At 66.4% G+C, this 13,976-nt stretch carries 13 protein-coding genes; 8 read left to right on the top strand and 5 right to left on the bottom strand.

Features of this window, described 5'->3' with window-relative positions:
• The first annotated feature begins 45 nt into the window (after window positions 1-45).
• A complete protein-coding gene (locus ABH900_RS13435) occupies window positions 46-429 on the top strand; it encodes an H-NS family nucleoid-associated regulatory protein (RefSeq protein ID WP_049398421.1) in 384 nt (127 codons plus the stop codon).
• A 93-nt stretch (window positions 430-522) separates the two neighbouring features.
• Here ABH900_RS13435 and ABH900_RS13430 read toward each other — a convergent pair whose 3' ends face one another.
• Complete coding sequence (locus ABH900_RS13430) at window positions 523-1,782, bottom strand: threonine/serine ThrE exporter family protein (protein ID WP_429623433.1); 1,260 nt, start codon at window positions 1,780-1,782, stop codon at window positions 523-525.
• 92 nt (window positions 1,783-1,874) lie between these two features.
• Between ABH900_RS13430 and ABH900_RS13425 the strand changes: the two genes are divergently transcribed.
• Genes ABH900_RS13425 through ABH900_RS13410 form a run of 4 tightly spaced genes read left to right on the top strand, consistent with a single transcriptional unit; the run spans window position 1,875 to window position 5,393 of the window.
• Entirely contained in the window at window positions 1,875-2,996 is a 1,122-nt protein-coding gene (locus ABH900_RS13425) for an MlaE family lipid ABC transporter permease subunit (protein WP_429623431.1), read from the top strand.
• 1 nt (window position 2,997) lies between these two features.
• Window positions 2,998-3,825, top strand: coding sequence for an ABC transporter ATP-binding protein (locus tag ABH900_RS13420; RefSeq protein ID WP_429623429.1), 828 nt, complete (start codon window positions 2,998-3,000; stop codon window positions 3,823-3,825).
• Window positions 3,826-3,828: 3 nt separating this feature from the next.
• On the top strand, window positions 3,829-4,755 hold the full coding sequence (locus tag ABH900_RS13415) for an MlaD family protein (protein WP_429623428.1): 927 nt from the start codon (window positions 3,829-3,831) through the stop codon (window positions 4,753-4,755).
• Window positions 4,752-5,393, top strand: a complete 642-nt coding sequence (locus ABH900_RS13410; protein WP_429623426.1) for an ABC-type transport auxiliary lipoprotein family protein — start codon at window positions 4,752-4,754, stop codon at window positions 5,391-5,393. Before ABH900_RS13415 ends, ABH900_RS13410 begins: the two co-directional genes overlap by 4 nt.
• A gap of 58 nt (window positions 5,394-5,451) precedes the next feature.
• Here ABH900_RS13410 and ABH900_RS13405 read toward each other — a convergent pair whose 3' ends face one another.
• Complete coding sequence (locus ABH900_RS13405; protein ID WP_429623425.1) at window positions 5,452-6,039, bottom strand: alpha-ketoglutarate-dependent dioxygenase AlkB family protein; 588 nt, start codon at window positions 6,037-6,039, stop codon at window positions 5,452-5,454.
• 118 nt (window positions 6,040-6,157) lie between these two features.
• Between ABH900_RS13405 and ABH900_RS13400 the strand changes: the two genes are divergently transcribed.
• Window positions 6,158-8,206, top strand: coding sequence for a glycoside hydrolase family 99-like domain-containing protein (locus ABH900_RS13400; RefSeq protein WP_429623423.1), 2,049 nt, complete (start codon window positions 6,158-6,160; stop codon window positions 8,204-8,206).
• Between the two features lie 37 nt (window positions 8,207-8,243).
• Here the strand turns inward: ABH900_RS13400 and ABH900_RS13395 are convergent, their stop codons facing one another.
• Together ABH900_RS13395 and ABH900_RS13390 are read right to left on the bottom strand one after the other, a co-directional pair.
• Window positions 8,244-8,876: a CoA transferase subunit B gene (locus tag ABH900_RS13395; protein WP_429623422.1), complete on the bottom strand. Its 633-nt coding sequence runs from the start codon at window positions 8,874-8,876 to the stop codon at window positions 8,244-8,246.
• A 1-nt stretch (window position 8,877) separates the two neighbouring features.
• Window positions 8,878-9,612, bottom strand: a complete 735-nt coding sequence (locus ABH900_RS13390; protein ID WP_429623421.1) for a CoA transferase subunit A — start codon at window positions 9,610-9,612, stop codon at window positions 8,878-8,880.
• Window positions 9,613-9,751: 139 nt separating this feature from the next.
• On the opposite strand from ABH900_RS13390, the gene ABH900_RS13385 reads away from it, so the two are divergent.
• A complete protein-coding gene (locus ABH900_RS13385; RefSeq protein ID WP_429623419.1) occupies window positions 9,752-11,098 on the top strand; it encodes a phosphomannomutase in 1,347 nt (448 codons plus the stop codon).
• An 11-nt stretch (window positions 11,099-11,109) separates the two neighbouring features.
• Complete coding sequence (locus ABH900_RS13380) at window positions 11,110-12,513, top strand: mannose-1-phosphate guanylyltransferase/mannose-6-phosphate isomerase (protein ID WP_429623417.1); 1,404 nt, start codon at window positions 11,110-11,112, stop codon at window positions 12,511-12,513.
• Between the two features lie 92 nt (window positions 12,514-12,605).
• On the opposite strand, the gene glmS is transcribed toward ABH900_RS13380, so the two are convergent.
• Window positions 12,606-13,976, bottom strand: a 1,371-nt coding sequence (glmS, locus tag ABH900_RS13375; RefSeq protein WP_429623415.1) for a glutamine--fructose-6-phosphate transaminase (isomerizing), incomplete at its 5' end; no start/stop codon positions are given.

The raw sequence follows: 13,976 nt of genomic DNA, 5'->3' as shown, positions 1-13,976 counted from the left end.
GACTGGCTCGTCCCGTCCACACATTAGTTTCCGGAGTAACCGTAAATGAGCATTGACCTGACCGGCCTGTCGGCACGCGAACTGGGCGCCCTGATCCGCACCGCCAAGAAGCAGCAGACCATCGTCGCCAAGCGCCGGCCGATCACCAAAGTCCGGGCCCAGCTGACCAAGCTGGCCAAGACCGAGGGTTACACCATCGAGGAACTGTTCGGCGACGCCCCGGCGCCGCGCGCACGCAAGGTGGCCAAGGCCGCCAAGGCCCCGTCGAAGACCGCCGGCCGCAAGCTGGGCAAGGTGGCTCCGAAGTACCGCAACCCGGCCAACCCGAAGGAAACCTGGACCGGCCGTGGCAAGCAGCCGCGCTGGATGGCCGAACTGACCGCCAAGGGCAACAAGAAGCCGGAAGATTTCCTGATCAAGAAGGCCTGAAGCCGGATCGGGATGCAATTAAAAACGCCGGCGAAAGCCGGCGTTTTCTCTTTGTCCGGTGTGTGGACCAACGGTCCACACCCACAAGGGCCATCAGAGCGTTTTGCGTGCCGGCATCAACAGGTTGCCGAACAACAGGCCGGCCACCAGTGCCATCACCACGTTGAGCACGGTCAGGAACACACTCTGGCCGGCGCCCACGTCCTGCTGCTGGACCAGGGTCAGCACGCCGCGCAGGCTGGTGCTGCCGGGCACCATCATGATGATGCCGGGCAGGCGGATGATCGCACCCGGGCGCCCGACCAGGCGACCGAACAGGTTGCCACCGGCGGTCAGCAGCATCGCCGACAGGAAGATGCCGGCCGGCGCCCCCCAGGCATGGCCACCGAACTTGGAGATCGCATAACCGGCCACCGAGGCGGCGATCACCCACGGGTAGTCGCGACGATTGGCCTTGAACAGCATCGCGAAGGCGAATGCCGCGGTCAGCAGCGAACCCCATTCCACCCACGGCCCCTGCGGCCGCGTGGCGCGGATCACCGGGTCAAGGCCCAGCACATCGGCCAGGGTCACCGCGATCATCGCGCCGACGCTGAGCTTCATGATGGTGGTCAGCGCACCGGCAAAGCGCGCCGTGCCCGACACCCAGTGCTGGCTCGCCAGCTCATTGACCGCATTGGTCAGCGACATGCCCGGCAGCAGCACCACCAGGGAGGCGATGATCACCGTGTTGAGGTTGAGGGCGCCGACGAAGGACGCGACCAGGGTGGCGACCAGGCCTGCCAGCAGCGCGGCCAGCGCTTCGGCGGCTTCGCGGGTGGCCGGGCGACGATCGGTGACCATGCCGAGCAGGCCGATCATCAGACCGATGACACCGGCGGTGGCGATGTCCAGCCACGGCAGTTTCCACATGCCGGCCACGCCGGCCGCGCCGAGGGTGAACGACAGAATGGTGCGCAGCTTGCCGCGCCGGCCCGGGTCCTTGTCCAGCTGGCGCAGCGCGGTGTGGCCCTGGGCGATGCTCATGCGCCCGTTGGAGACTTCCTCGGCGATATGGTCGGCCACGCTGAGCTTGTGCAGGTCGTTCTCGCCGGGCGCCAAGCGGATCACGCGGGTGATGTCACTGGAGCCGATCGCCTGCGCCGGGTCGCTGAAACTGAGGATGATACCGGTGGGATTCGACCACGGTTCACAATCCAGATCGAGCTGGCGGGCCAGGGCCACCACTGCGGTTTCCAGGCGCTGGGCCGTGGTGCCGTAGCTGTGCAGGCGCCCGGCGATCTCGGAAACAAAGGCCACGCGCTGTGCGTAGGTGGCCTGGGGCGTGGGGATCGTGTGAGCATCTGCGGACATGCGCCGTAGTATTACCTACGCTGGGCCCTGCTGGAGGAATTCATCCGAGTTCGACGCGACGCCCGATACAGAACGGTTATGCTGCGACCCGAATGGCCCAAGTGACCCAGAACCACGCCCCCCAGCTCGAACAGGACGCCCAGGACCCGGGGCTGATCCGCCTGTCCGGCACCTGGACCTTGAAGACCGCGCTGGCCGCGGCCGAGGTCCTGCACCGCGTTCCCGAAAAACTGACCGGCATCGATGCCACCGGTATCGAGCAGCTGGATTCGGCCGGCGTGTTGCAGGTACTGCGCGTGGCCCATCGCGCCGACCTCCACGAAGACGCGCTGCGGTTCCGCCCGGACCACCAGGCGCTGGTGTGCACCATCGAGGAAGTGGCCGACGACCGGCCCAAGCCCAAGCGCGATTTCGGTGTGCTGGCCGCACTGGAGCGGCTGGGCATCAGCATGCACGACACCGGCCACAACATCGTGGCCCTGGCCAGCTTCCTGGGCGAGGCGATGGTCAAGACCGCGCGCCTGGTCAAGCAGCCGCGCCGCTTCCGACTGACGGCCACCGTGCACCAGATGGAGCAGGTCGGGCTGGATGCGGTACCGCTGGTCGCGCTGCTGTCCTATCTGGTCGGCGCGGTGATCGCTTTCCTCGGTTCGACCATCCTGCGCGACTTCGGCGCGGAGATCTACGTGGTCGAGCTGGTCAACATCGCCTTCCTGCGCGAGTTCGCCGTGCTGTTGACCGCGATCGTACTGGCCGGCCGTACCGCCAGTGCGTTCACCGCGCAGATCGGCGCGATGAAGGCGCGCGAGGAAATCGATGCGATGCGCACCCTCGGCCTGGACCCGATCGACCTGCTGGTGCTGCCGCGGCTGTTCGCGCTGCTGGCGACGCTGCCCCTGCTGACCTTCATCGCGATGATCGCCGGCCTGGCCGGCGGCATCACGGTCGGCGCGTTCGACCTCGACATCCCGCCACAGATGTACATCGCGCGCATGCACGACACGATGGAGGTACGGCATATGCTGGTCGGCCTTTCAAAGGCGCCGATCTTCGCCGTGGTGATCGGGCTGATCGGCTGCCTGGAAGGTCTGAAGGTGACCGGCACCGCGCAGTCGGTCGGCGAGCGCACCACCTCCAGCGTGGTGCAGACGATCTCGCTGGTGATCATCATCGACGCCTTCGCGGCGTTGTGGTTCATGCACATGGACTGGTGACATGAGCACATCCCCGCACCACGAAGCCCTGGACATGCGCGACAGCGACGGCCACGAACTGGCCATCCGCGTGCGCGGCCTGGTCAACCGCTTCGGCAGCCAGACCGTGCACGAAGACCTGGACCTGGACGTGCGCCGTGGCGAGATCCTCGGCGTGGTCGGTGGTTCGGGCACCGGCAAATCGGTGCTGATGCGCTCGATCCTCGGCCTGCGCACGCCCGACGAGGGCCAGATCGAAGTGCTGGGCCGCGATGCGCGCGCCGACGACGCCGAAAGCCGCCTGCACATCGAGCGCAACACCGGCGTGCTGTTCCAGGACGGCGCCCTGTTCTCCTCGCTGACCGTGGGCGAGAACGTGCAGGTACCGTTGAAGGAACACCACCGCGAGCTGCCCGAGCGCTGGCACTACGAGCTGGCGCTGCTGAAGGTGAAGCTGGCCGGCCTGCCCGCCGATGCGATCAACAAGCTGCCCTCGCAGCTGTCCGGCGGCATGCGCAAGCGCGCCGGCCTGGCCCGCGCACTGGCACTGGATCCGCCGCTGCTGTTCCTGGACGAACCCACTGCCGGCCTGGACCCGATCGGCGCGGCTGCGTTCGACCGCCTGATCAAGACCCTGCAGGAAGCGCTGGGACTGACCGTGTTCCTGATCACCCACGACCTGGACACGCTGTATGCCATCTGCGACCGGGTGGCGGTGATCGCCGACCGCAAGGTGGTGGCCAACGCGCCGCTGCCTGACATCGAGAAACTGGATCATCCGTGGATCCAGGAATACTTCCACGGACCGCGTGCGCGTGCCGCCCGCGGCGAACAGATCGAGAGTGCCTGAGCCATGGAAACCAAAGCCAACTACGTGCTGATCGGCGCGTTCACCCTGATCACCGGCCTGGCCCTGCTGGCCTTCGGCCTGTGGGCCGCCAAGTACTCCTCCGACCGCACCTGGCAGGAGTACCGCGTGGTGTTCCGCGAGGCGGTGACCGGCCTGACGGTCGGCAGCCCGGTGCAGTACAACGGCATCGCGGTTGGTTCGATCATCGAACTGAACCTGGTACCGGATGACCCGCGCCAGGTCGTCGCGCGCATCCGCCTGAACTCGACTACCCCGGTCAAGACCGATACCCGCGCCAAGCTGGCGATCACCAGCCTGACCGGCCCGTCGATCATCCAGCTCAGCGGCGGCACGCCGCAGTCGCCGGCACTGACAACGGTCAACAAGGACCCGGCACCGATCATTCCGACCACGCCCTCGGCGCTGCAGAACATCACCGACGTCGCCAACCGCATCGTCGAGCGCATGGACCAGATCCTCAGCGACCGCAACGTGGCCTCGATCAACGCGACGCTGGCCAACCTGGAAACGATCAGCGGCGGCCTGGCCGACCGTGACCAGGGCACCCAGTCGCTGCTGCTCAGCGCGCGTGACGCCGCGCGCAGCCTGGATACCACGCTGAAGACCACCAACGGCACCATCGAGCGCCTGGACAAGAATCTGGTGCAGCAGCTGCCGGGCATCATCGACAAGCTCGATGGCACTCTGGCCAAGCTCGACTCGGCCGCCGGCAACGCCGATTCGATCCTTGGCGAGAACCGCGCCGCGATCAACAGCTTCGCCAACGACGGTCTCGGCCAGCTGGGCCCGACGCTGACCGAACTGCGCGGCCTGATCCGCGACCTGCGCCGGGTCAGCGACCGTCTCGAGAACAACCCCGCGCGCTATCTGCTGGGCCGCGACGCACCGAAGGAGTTCGAACCCAAATGAGCCCGACCACCCTTCCGCGCCTGCTGCTGGCCGCTTCGATGGTCTCCCTGCTGGGCGGCTGTTCCATCCTCGGCAGCAGCGAGAAAACCGCGGTGACGCTGTATTCGCCATCCGTACAGGTCAAGGCGGACCCGGCGTGGCCGCAGGCCAGCTGGCAGCTGGTACTGGCCAAGCCCAGCGCCGCGCGCATGGTCGACAGCCCGCGCATCAATGTGCGGCCGACACCGTCGCAGCTTGAGATCTACAAGGGCGCCAGCTGGGCGCAGCCGGCCACCGACATGATCGAGGACACGCTGCTGCGCGGCTTCGAGGACTCCGGCCGCATCCGCGGCGTGGCCCGCAGCACTGCCGGCATCCGCGCCGACTACAAGCTGTCCACCGACGTGCGCCGCTTCGAATCGGACTACCAGGGCCAGGCCACGCCGACCGTGGTGATCGAGGTCAACGCCAAGCTGATCCACGTCGCCGATCAGCGCGTGGTCGCCGACCGCACCTTCCGCCAGGCACAGCCGGTCGGCAGCACCGACGTACCGGCGGTGACCGCGGCCTTCGAGCGTGGCCTGCAGCAGCTGGCGCAGGACGTGGTGGGCTGGACGCTGGTCAGCGGCCAGAACGACACCACGGTGACCAAGCGCTGATCCGTCGCAGGGGTCGGATCCCTTTCCCGTCCGGAAAGGGCTCTGACCCCCGTCCTCATCACCGTGGCGTGATCCAGCGGAACGTCAGGTTGATCCGCTCACCCAGCACCCGCGCCATTTTCGGCAGCGCGTGCTGGTAGAAGCGCTGGGTCTGTCCGGACATCAGCAGCAGATCGCCATGGCCCAGCATGAATTCGGCCTTGCGCGCCGGGTCATCGCGCCGGCGCAGCAGGAAGCGGCGCGCGGCGCCCAGGCTCACCGACGCGATCAGCGGCGCCGGCCCGAGCTCCGGTTCATCATCACTGTGCCACCCCATGTAGTCACCGCCGCCGCGGTAGCGGTTCAGCAGCACGCTGTTGAAACGGCCGAAGCCTTCGGCCTGCAGGCGCTCGCGTACGGTCTGCAATACCGGCAGCCATGGCTGCGGCACGAACTCCGCGCCGGAATAGCGGTAACGGGCCTGCGGGTCGCCGATCCAGCAGCTCAACCGGGGCGAATCCACCCAGTTGCCGAACATGCGGATGCGATGGATCTCCCACGCCACGTCGGCCTGCAGCCCGGCCATCAGGGCAGCGGCCTGGGCAGCGGCCAGCCAGCCCGGCAGGTGCTGGACATCGGCATCGGGCAGGTCAGGGGGGAACAGCATGGCTACACGCTAGCACGCCGACGTTTGCTGTCATGGCCGCCAGCACCGAAAATGGCCCCATGACCGTTGCCCAGATGCCTATGCCGTTCGATTGCCCCACATCATGGGACCCCTGCCGATGAGCCTGCGCCAGTCGTTGTTCCCGTTGCTACGCGCCGTGTTCCGGGCCTTGCCGCTGCCACAGGCACAGCGTGACCGGTTGCGCACACGATTGTTGGCGCAGCGTGGAGACTGGGTGCCACCGCCTCCGAAGGGGCAGCAGGATAACGTTGGCCCTCGTGCCAGCGCCCAGCTACGTTGGCGCGCCGATGAACCGGCGATCGGTTATCGCGCATGGCAGCCACAGGCATTGCCCGCCACGATGCCGGCAACCCTGGTCGCTTTCTACCTGCCGCAGTTCCACACGTTCCCGGAAAACGATGCCTGGTGGGGCAAGGGTTTTACCGAGTGGCGCAATGTGACCCGTGCCCTGCCGCAGTTCGAGGGCCACATCCAGCCCCGCCTGCCGGCCGACCTCGGCTTTTATGACCTGCGCAACCCGCAGGTGATGCGTGACCAGGCTCGACTTGCCGCCGAGCACGGCGTTGGTGCCTTTTGCTTCTACTTCTACTGGTTCAGCGGCCGAACCCTTATGGAGGACCCGCTACGCCAGTGGCTGACAGACGACAGCATTGAACTGCCGTTCTGCCTGTGCTGGGCCAACGAGAACTGGGCGCGGCGCTGGGATGGCCGCGATGAAGACATCCTGATCGGCCAGCAGCATAGCGTCGAGGATGATCTGGCGTTCATCGCCCATGTCGCGCCGTACCTGCGCGACCGGCGCGCGTTGAAAGTGGAGGGCCGACCGATGTTGCTGGTCTATCGCCCGCACCTGCTGCCCAACGCCCAGGCGACCGCTGAACGCTGGCGTCGATGGTGCCGCGACAACGGCGTCGGCGAGATCCACCTGGCCTACGTACAAGGATTCGAGCGACCGGATCCCCGCGACATCGGATTCGATGCCGCAGTCGAGTTCCCGCCGAACATGAGCAATCCGCGCTCTCTGTCGGCACAGCAATGGCTGCTCAATCCTGCCTTCAATGGCGATGTCCGGGATTGGCGCGAACTGGCCGCCGAGACCGCAATACGACAATTGCCGGACTATCCGCTTTACCCCGGCGTGAACCCCGGCTGGGACAACGAAGCGCGTCGTTCCGGCCGGGGCCGCGTCTACCTGCACGCCTCACCACGTGGCTACCGCGACTGGTTGCGCACCACGATCCATGAACGCCTGTCCGCAGCACCGCAGGCGCAGCGAATGGTGTTCATCAATGCCTGGAACGAGTGGGCTGAAGGCGCCGTGCTGGAACCGGATGCTCGCCTCGGTCATGCCTGGCTGCAGGCCACCCGCGATGCGTTGGTGTCAGCGCCGGCACCGCGTCAGGCACCGGCAGTGCATCTCCACGCCTGGTACCTGGAAACGCTGCCGGAAGTACTGTCCGCGCTGTGCGAGGCGGCACTGGACTGGACAATCGTAGTGACCACCCCGGTACAACAGATGGATCAGGTCCGGCAGGCCCTGGTAGCACATGGGCTGGAGGGTGAGGTGGTGGCCGTGGACAACCACGGTCGCGACATACTTCCGTTCCTGGAGATCGCCGAGCGGCTGCTGCAGACAGGGCACGAGGTGGTGCTGAAACTGCATACGAAACGCTCGGCCCATCGCACAGATGGTGACCAATGGCGGCAGGAACTACTGCAACGGCTGGTACAGGGCGGACGTGCCGCACGCATTCATGCCGCGTTCCAGGCCGACCCCGCACTGGGCATGGTGGTGGCCGAAGGGCATCTGCTGCCCGTCGCTGATTTCGTGGGTGGCAATGGTTCCGCATTGGCACGGTTGCAGGCGCGGCTTGGGCTGAAAACACCAGTGGACGCCAGTCAATTTGGCGCCGGCAGCATGGGCTGGTGGCGATTGCGAGCCCTGCGCCCGTTGTTGGACGCGCACCTGTATCGCAGCGCATTCGACATCGAGCAGGGCCAGATCGATGGAACGCTGGCCCATGCCGTTGAACGTGTACTGGGTGCCTGCTGCGAACACGCTGGACTGCGCGTCACGACAGCCGCAGCCTGTCTCGGCGAGGGCGATGCCAGCAGCGATGAGTACGCCTACGCCCGACGCAGCTGAGGACGAAGGGGGCGCACGCGCGCCCTCCCCACCTCAATCAGCCGCGCTGGAACGCGACGCCGGTCTTTTCCTTCAACTCGTCATCGCTGACACCCGGTGCGGCTTCCACCAGCAACAAGCCCTTGTCGGTGACATCAAACACCGCCAGGTCGGTGATGATGCGGTCGACCACGCCGACGCCGGTCAACGGCAGCGTGCAGTCGGCCAGGATCTTGTGCTCACCGTTCTTGGCGGTGTGCTCCATCAGCACCACCACGCGCTGCACGCCGGCGACCAGGTCCATCGCACCGCCCATGCCCTTGACCATCTTACCGGGCACCATCCAGTTGGCCAGGTCGCCCTTGTCGGTGACCTGCATGGCGCCGAGGATGGCCAGGTTGACGTGGCCACCGCGGATCATCGCGAAGCTGTCATGGCTGCCGAAATAGCTGGCACCGGCGCGTGCGGTCACGGTCTGCTTGCCGGCATTGATCAGGTCGGCATCGACCTCGGCTTCGGTCGGGAACGGGCCGATGCCGAGCAGGCCGTTCTCCGACTGCAGCCATACATCCATGCCGTCGGGAATGTGGTTGGCGACCAGCGTCGGCAGGCCGATGCCCAGATTCACGTAGGCACCATCGGTCAGCTCGCGCGCGGCACGCGCGGCCATCTCATCACGGGTCCACGCCATGTCAGTTGCCCTCCGCGCGGATGGTGCGCTGTTCGATTCGCTTTTCAGGATGTGCGTTGTGCACGATGCGGTGCACATAGATGCCCGGCAGGTGCACCTGGTCGGGGTCGATGGCCCCCACCGGCACCACTTCCTCGACCTCGACGATGCAGACCTTGCCGGCCATCGCGCAGGCCGGGTTGAAGTTGCGTGCGGTCTTGCGGAACACCAGGTTGCCAGCCTCGTCGGCCTTCCACGCCTTGACCAGCGCCACGTCGGCGCGCAGTGCGGTTTCCATCACGTAGTGCTTGCCGTCGAACTCGCGCGTTTCCTTGCCCTCGGCCACTACCGTGCCGTAGCCGGTGGCGGTGAAGAACGCCGGAATACCCGCACCACCGGCGCGCAGGCGCTCTGCCAGCGTGCCCTGCGGATTGAACTCCAGCTCCAGCTCGCCGGCGAGGAACTGCCGCTCGAATTCCTTGTTCTCGCCCACATAGGACGAAATCATCTTCCTGATCTGCCGCGTTTCCAGCAGCTGGCCCAGGCCGAAGCCATCGACGCCGGCATTGTTGGAGATCACGGTCAGGCCCTTGGCGCCGCTGTCGCGCAGCGCAGCGATCAGCGCCTCGGGAATGCCACACAGGCCGAAACCGCCCACGGCCAGGGTCTGGCCATCGGCGACCACCCCCTGCAGGGCCTGGGCCGCACTGGCGAAGCGCTTGCCGCGCATTCCGCCTGTCGTTGCCGGGTTGCTCATCTACGCCCTCACCTCGTTGATGTAATGCGCCCATTCTAGGCCAGCAGGTGCACCGGTCACGTGGCGTTGCGGCATGGAAACGCTCCCCATACAGCGCAGGCACTACAATCGGGAGCTGATCTCACCAAGGACTCGCTCGATGCCCCTGCCCGCCTTCAAGGCCTATGACATCCGCGGCCGTGTGCCGGAGGAACTGAACGAAGACCTGGCCCGCCGCATCGGCGTGGCCTTGGCTGCGCAGCTCGCCCCTGGCCCGGTCGTGCTGGGGCACGATGTCCGCCTGACAAGCCCGGCGCTGCAGGATGCATTGGCCGCGGGCCTGCGCGGTACCGGGCGCGAGGTGATCGACATCGGCCTGTGCGGCACGGAAGAAGTCTATTTCCAGACCGACCATCTGGGCGCGGCCGGCGGCGTGATGGTCACCGCCAGCCACAACCCGATGGACTACAACGGGATGAAGCTGGTCAAGGAGAACGCGCGCCCGATCAGCTCCGATACCGGCCTGTTCGCGATTTCCGATGCGGTCGCTGCCGATACGTCCGAGGCGCAGCCGCCACGTGCCGGGCAGAGCGCCCAGCACGACAAGAGCGCGTACATCCAGCACCTGCTGAGCTATGTCGATGCCGGCAAGCTGCGACCGCTGAAGCTGGTGGTCAATGCCGGCAACGGCGGCGCCGGCGGAATCGTCGATCTGCTGGCACCGCACCTGCCGTTCGAGTTCATCCGCATCTGCCACGAACCGGACGGCAGCTTCCCCAACGGCATTCCCAACCCGCTGCTGCCGGAGAACCGCGCCGCCACCGCCGACGCGGTGCGCGAGCACGGCGCCGATTTCGGCATTGCCTGGGATGGTGACTTCGACCGTTGCTTCTTCTTCGACCATACCGGCCGCTTCATCGAGGGCTACTACCTGGTCGGCCTGCTGGCCAAGGCGATCCTGGCGCGCAACCCGGGCGGCAAGATCGTGCACGACCCGCGCCTGGTCTGGAACACGGTGGACATGGTCGAGCAGGCCGGTGGTGTGCCGGTGCAGTGCAAGAGCGGGCATGCCTTCATCAAGGAAAAGATGCGCGCCGAAGACGCGGTGTACGGTGGCGAGATGAGCGCCCACCACTACTTCCGCGAGTTCGCCTATGCAGACTCCGGCATGATCCCGTGGCTGCTGATCGCCCAGCTGGTCTCCGAAAGCGGACGCTCGCTGGCCGACTGGGTCGAAGACCGCATGGCCGCCTACCCGTGCAGTGGTGAGATCAACTTCAAGGTTGCCGATGCCAAGGCCGCCGTTGCGCGCGTGATGGAGCACTTCGCTGCGCAGTCCCCTGCGCTGGACCACACCGATGGCATCAGCGCCGACTTCGGCGACTGGCGCTTCAACCTGCGCAGCTCCAACACTGAACCGCTGCTGCGCCTGAACGTAGAAGCCAGGGGCGACGCCGCGCTGATGCATGCCCGCACCGACGAAATTTCCCGCCTCATCCAGCAGTAACCGAGGAACGCATGAGCAGCATCCAGCCCGTCATCCTGTCCGGTGGATCCGGTACCCGCCTGTGGCCGCTTTCGCGTGAGGCGTACCCGAAGCAGTTCCTGCCACTGGCGGGCGAACTGACGATGCTGCAGGCCACCTGGAAGCGCGTGGCGCCGATCGCCGCGCGCGGACCGTTGGTCATTGCCAACGAGGAACACCGCTTCGTTGCCGCCGAACAACTGCAGCAGGTCGGCGCAGAGCCGGCTGCGATCATCCTCGAACCGGTCGGTCGCAACACCGCACCGGCCATCGCGGTGGCGGCACTGGAAGCCACCCGCGACGGTACCGACGCCCTGCTGCTGGTGCTGCCCTCCGACCATGTGATCACCAACGAAGCGGCGTTCCGCAGCGCCGTACAGGCGGCGGCCGCTGCCGCCGAAGCCGGCAAGCTGGTGACCTTCGGTATCGTGCCTACCGGCCCGGAAACCGGCTACGGTTACATCAAAGCGGCAGATGGCCAGGGCCTGCGTGCCGTCGAGCGCTTCGTCGAGAAGCCCGACCTGGACACCGCCACCGGCTATGTCAGCAGCGGCCAGTACTTCTGGAACAGCGGCATGTTCCTGTTCAAGGCCTCGCGCTACCTGCAGGAACTGGAGCGCTTCCAGCCCGCCATGCTGGCCGGCAGCCGCCAGGCCTGGCAGCAGGCGCGTCGCGATGCCGATTTCACCCGATTGGGCAAGGACGCCTTTACCACCGTGCCGTCCGATTCGATCGACTATGCGGTGATGGAAAAGACCGCTGATGCGGTAGTGATCCCGCTGGACGCGGGCTGGAACGATGTCGGCTCCTGGACCGCGCTGCGCGATGTATCGCAGCAGGATGGCGACGGCAATGCCCACCAGGGCGATGTGATCGCCATCGACTGCCGCAACACCTATGCCTACGCACAGCGCCTGGTGGCGCTGGTCGGGCTGGACGATGTGGTGGTGGTTGAAACCGACGACGCGGTGCTGGTCGGCAAGGCCGACCGCATGCAGGACGTCAAGACGGTGGTCGCGCAACTCAAGGCCGAAGGCCGCAGCGAGGCCACCTGGCACCGCAAGGTCTATCGCCCGTGGGGCGCCTACGATTCGATCGACAACGGCGAGCGCTTCCAGGTCAAGCGGATCACGGTCAAGCCCGGCGGCACGCTGAGCCTGCAGATGCACCACCATCGCGCCGAGCACTGGATCGTGGTCAGCGGTACCGCCGAGGTGACCCGTGGCGATGAAGTGATCCTGCTCAGCGAGAACCAGAGCACCTACATTCCGCTGGGCGTGACCCATCGCTTGCGCAACCCGGGCAAGCTGCCGCTGGAACTGATCGAGGTCCAGTCCGGCAGCTACCTGGGCGAGGATGACATCGTGCGCTTCGAGGATACCTACGGGCGCAGTTGATGTCCCCTGTTGCCCGGCCAGCGGCCCGGCATCCGCATCCGCCGAAATTGAGGGGAAATCAGAGCCAGTGCGGCTCTGGTTTCCATCTCATCTCACTCCACCGTCACGCTCTTGGCCAGGTTGCGCGGCTTGTCCACATCGGTGCCGCGTGCCAGTGCAGTGTGGTACGCCAGCAACTGCACCGGAATGGTGTGCACGATCGGACTGAGCACACCGGCATGGCGCGGCGTGCGGATCACATGCACGCCTTCGGACTCGTTGAAGTTGCTATCCTGGTCGGCGAACACGAACAGCTCGCCACCGCGGGCGCGCACTTCCTGCATGTTCGACTTCACCTTCTCCAGCAGGCTGTCGTTGGGGGCGATCACCACCACCGGCATGTCCTCGTCCACCAGCGCCAGCGGGCCATGCTTCAGCTCGCCTGCCGGGTAGGCCTCGGCGTGGATGTAGGAGATCTCCTTGAGCTTGAGCGAGCCTTCCAGCGCGATCGGATAGTGCAGGCCACGGCCCAGGAACAGCGCGCTGCTCTTGCGCGCGAAGCGCTCTGCCCAGGCCGCGATCTGCGGCTCCATGTTCAGTGCGTGCTGCACGCTGCCCGGCAGGAAACGCAGCTGCTCCAGGTAGTCCGCTTCCTGCGCCGCGTCGATGCGGCCATGCAGCTTGCCCAGCACCACGGTCAGCTGGAACAGCGCGGCCAGCTGGGTGGTGAACGCCTTGGTCGAGGCCACGCCGATCTCGGCGCCGGCGCGGGTGTAGCAGACCAGTTCGCTGGCGCGCGGAATCGCGCTTTCCGGCACGTTGCAGATCGACAGCGTGTGCTTGTGGCCGAGCGACTTGGCGTACTTCAACGCCTCCATCGTATCCAGCGTTTCGCCGGACTGGGAGATGGTCACGATCAGGTGCTTCGGGTTCGCGTAGGCCGCACGGTAACGGTACTCGCTGGCGATCTCCACGCTGCACGGCAGGCCGGCGATGGCCTCTATCCAGTAGCGCGCGGTCAGGCCCGAGTAGTAGCTGGTGCCACAGGCGATGATCTGCACACCTTCGATGCCCGCCAGTACCGCCTCGGCGTTCTTGCCGAACAGCTCGGCCGGGAAACCACCGGCGTCGATCGCCGCCTCGATGGTGTCTCCCAGCGCGCGCGGCTGCTCGTGGATTTCCTTCTGCATGAAGTGGCGGTACGGACCCAGCTCCAGCGAAGCCAGCGACACGTCGGACAGATGCACGTCGCGCTCGATCGGCTGATCGTGCTCGTCGAAGATGCGCACACCGTCGCGGCGGATTTCGGCGGTGTCGCCCTCTTCCAGGAAGATCACCCTGCGCGTGGCCGAGATCACGGCGGAGACGTCGGAGGCGACGAAGTTCTCGCCCTCGCCCAGGCCGACCAGCAGCGGGCAGCCCATGCGTGCGCAGACGAAGCGCTCCGGCTCGGCACGGCTGACCACGGCCAGCGCGTAGGCACC

It is taken from the genome of Stenotrophomonas sp. AN71, from assembly GCF_050435725.1.
Taxonomy (GTDB): Bacteria; Pseudomonadota; Gammaproteobacteria; order Xanthomonadales; family Xanthomonadaceae; genus Stenotrophomonas.
The sequence above is the reverse complement of the archived record's forward strand: the minus strand, read 5'-3'. Positions and strand labels throughout refer to the sequence as shown.

Excerpts from the sequence above, each read along its gene's own strand:
- ABH900_RS13435 (WP_049398421.1), top strand. The coding sequence starts at position 46 with ATGAGCATTGACCTGACCGGCCTGTCGGCACGCGAACTGGGCGCCCTG.
- ABH900_RS13420 (WP_429623429.1), top strand. The coding sequence starts at position 2,998 with ATGAGCACATCCCCGCACCACGAAGCCCTGGACATGCGCGACAGCGAC.
- ABH900_RS13405 (WP_429623425.1), bottom strand. The coding sequence starts at position 6,039 with ATGCTGTTCCCCCCTGACCTGCCCGATGCCGATGTCCAGCACCTGCCG.
- ABH900_RS13385 (WP_429623419.1), top strand. The coding sequence starts at position 9,752 with ATGCCCCTGCCCGCCTTCAAGGCCTATGACATCCGCGGCCGTGTGCCG.
- ABH900_RS13390 (WP_429623421.1), bottom strand. The coding sequence starts at position 9,612 with ATGAGCAACCCGGCAACGACAGGCGGAATGCGCGGCAAGCGCTTCGCC.
- ABH900_RS13430 (WP_429623433.1), bottom strand. The coding sequence starts at position 1,782 with ATGTCCGCAGATGCTCACACGATCCCCACGCCCCAGGCCACCTACGCA.
- ABH900_RS13415 (WP_429623428.1), top strand. The coding sequence starts at position 3,829 with ATGGAAACCAAAGCCAACTACGTGCTGATCGGCGCGTTCACCCTGATC.
- ABH900_RS13410 (WP_429623426.1), top strand. The coding sequence starts at position 4,752 with ATGAGCCCGACCACCCTTCCGCGCCTGCTGCTGGCCGCTTCGATGGTC.
- ABH900_RS13425 (WP_429623431.1), top strand. The coding sequence starts at position 1,875 with ATGGCCCAAGTGACCCAGAACCACGCCCCCCAGCTCGAACAGGACGCC.
- ABH900_RS13395 (WP_429623422.1), bottom strand. The coding sequence starts at position 8,876 with ATGGCGTGGACCCGTGATGAGATGGCCGCGCGTGCCGCGCGCGAGCTG.
- ABH900_RS13400 (WP_429623423.1), top strand. The coding sequence starts at position 6,158 with ATGAGCCTGCGCCAGTCGTTGTTCCCGTTGCTACGCGCCGTGTTCCGG.
- ABH900_RS13380 (WP_429623417.1), top strand. The coding sequence starts at position 11,110 with ATGAGCAGCATCCAGCCCGTCATCCTGTCCGGTGGATCCGGTACCCGC.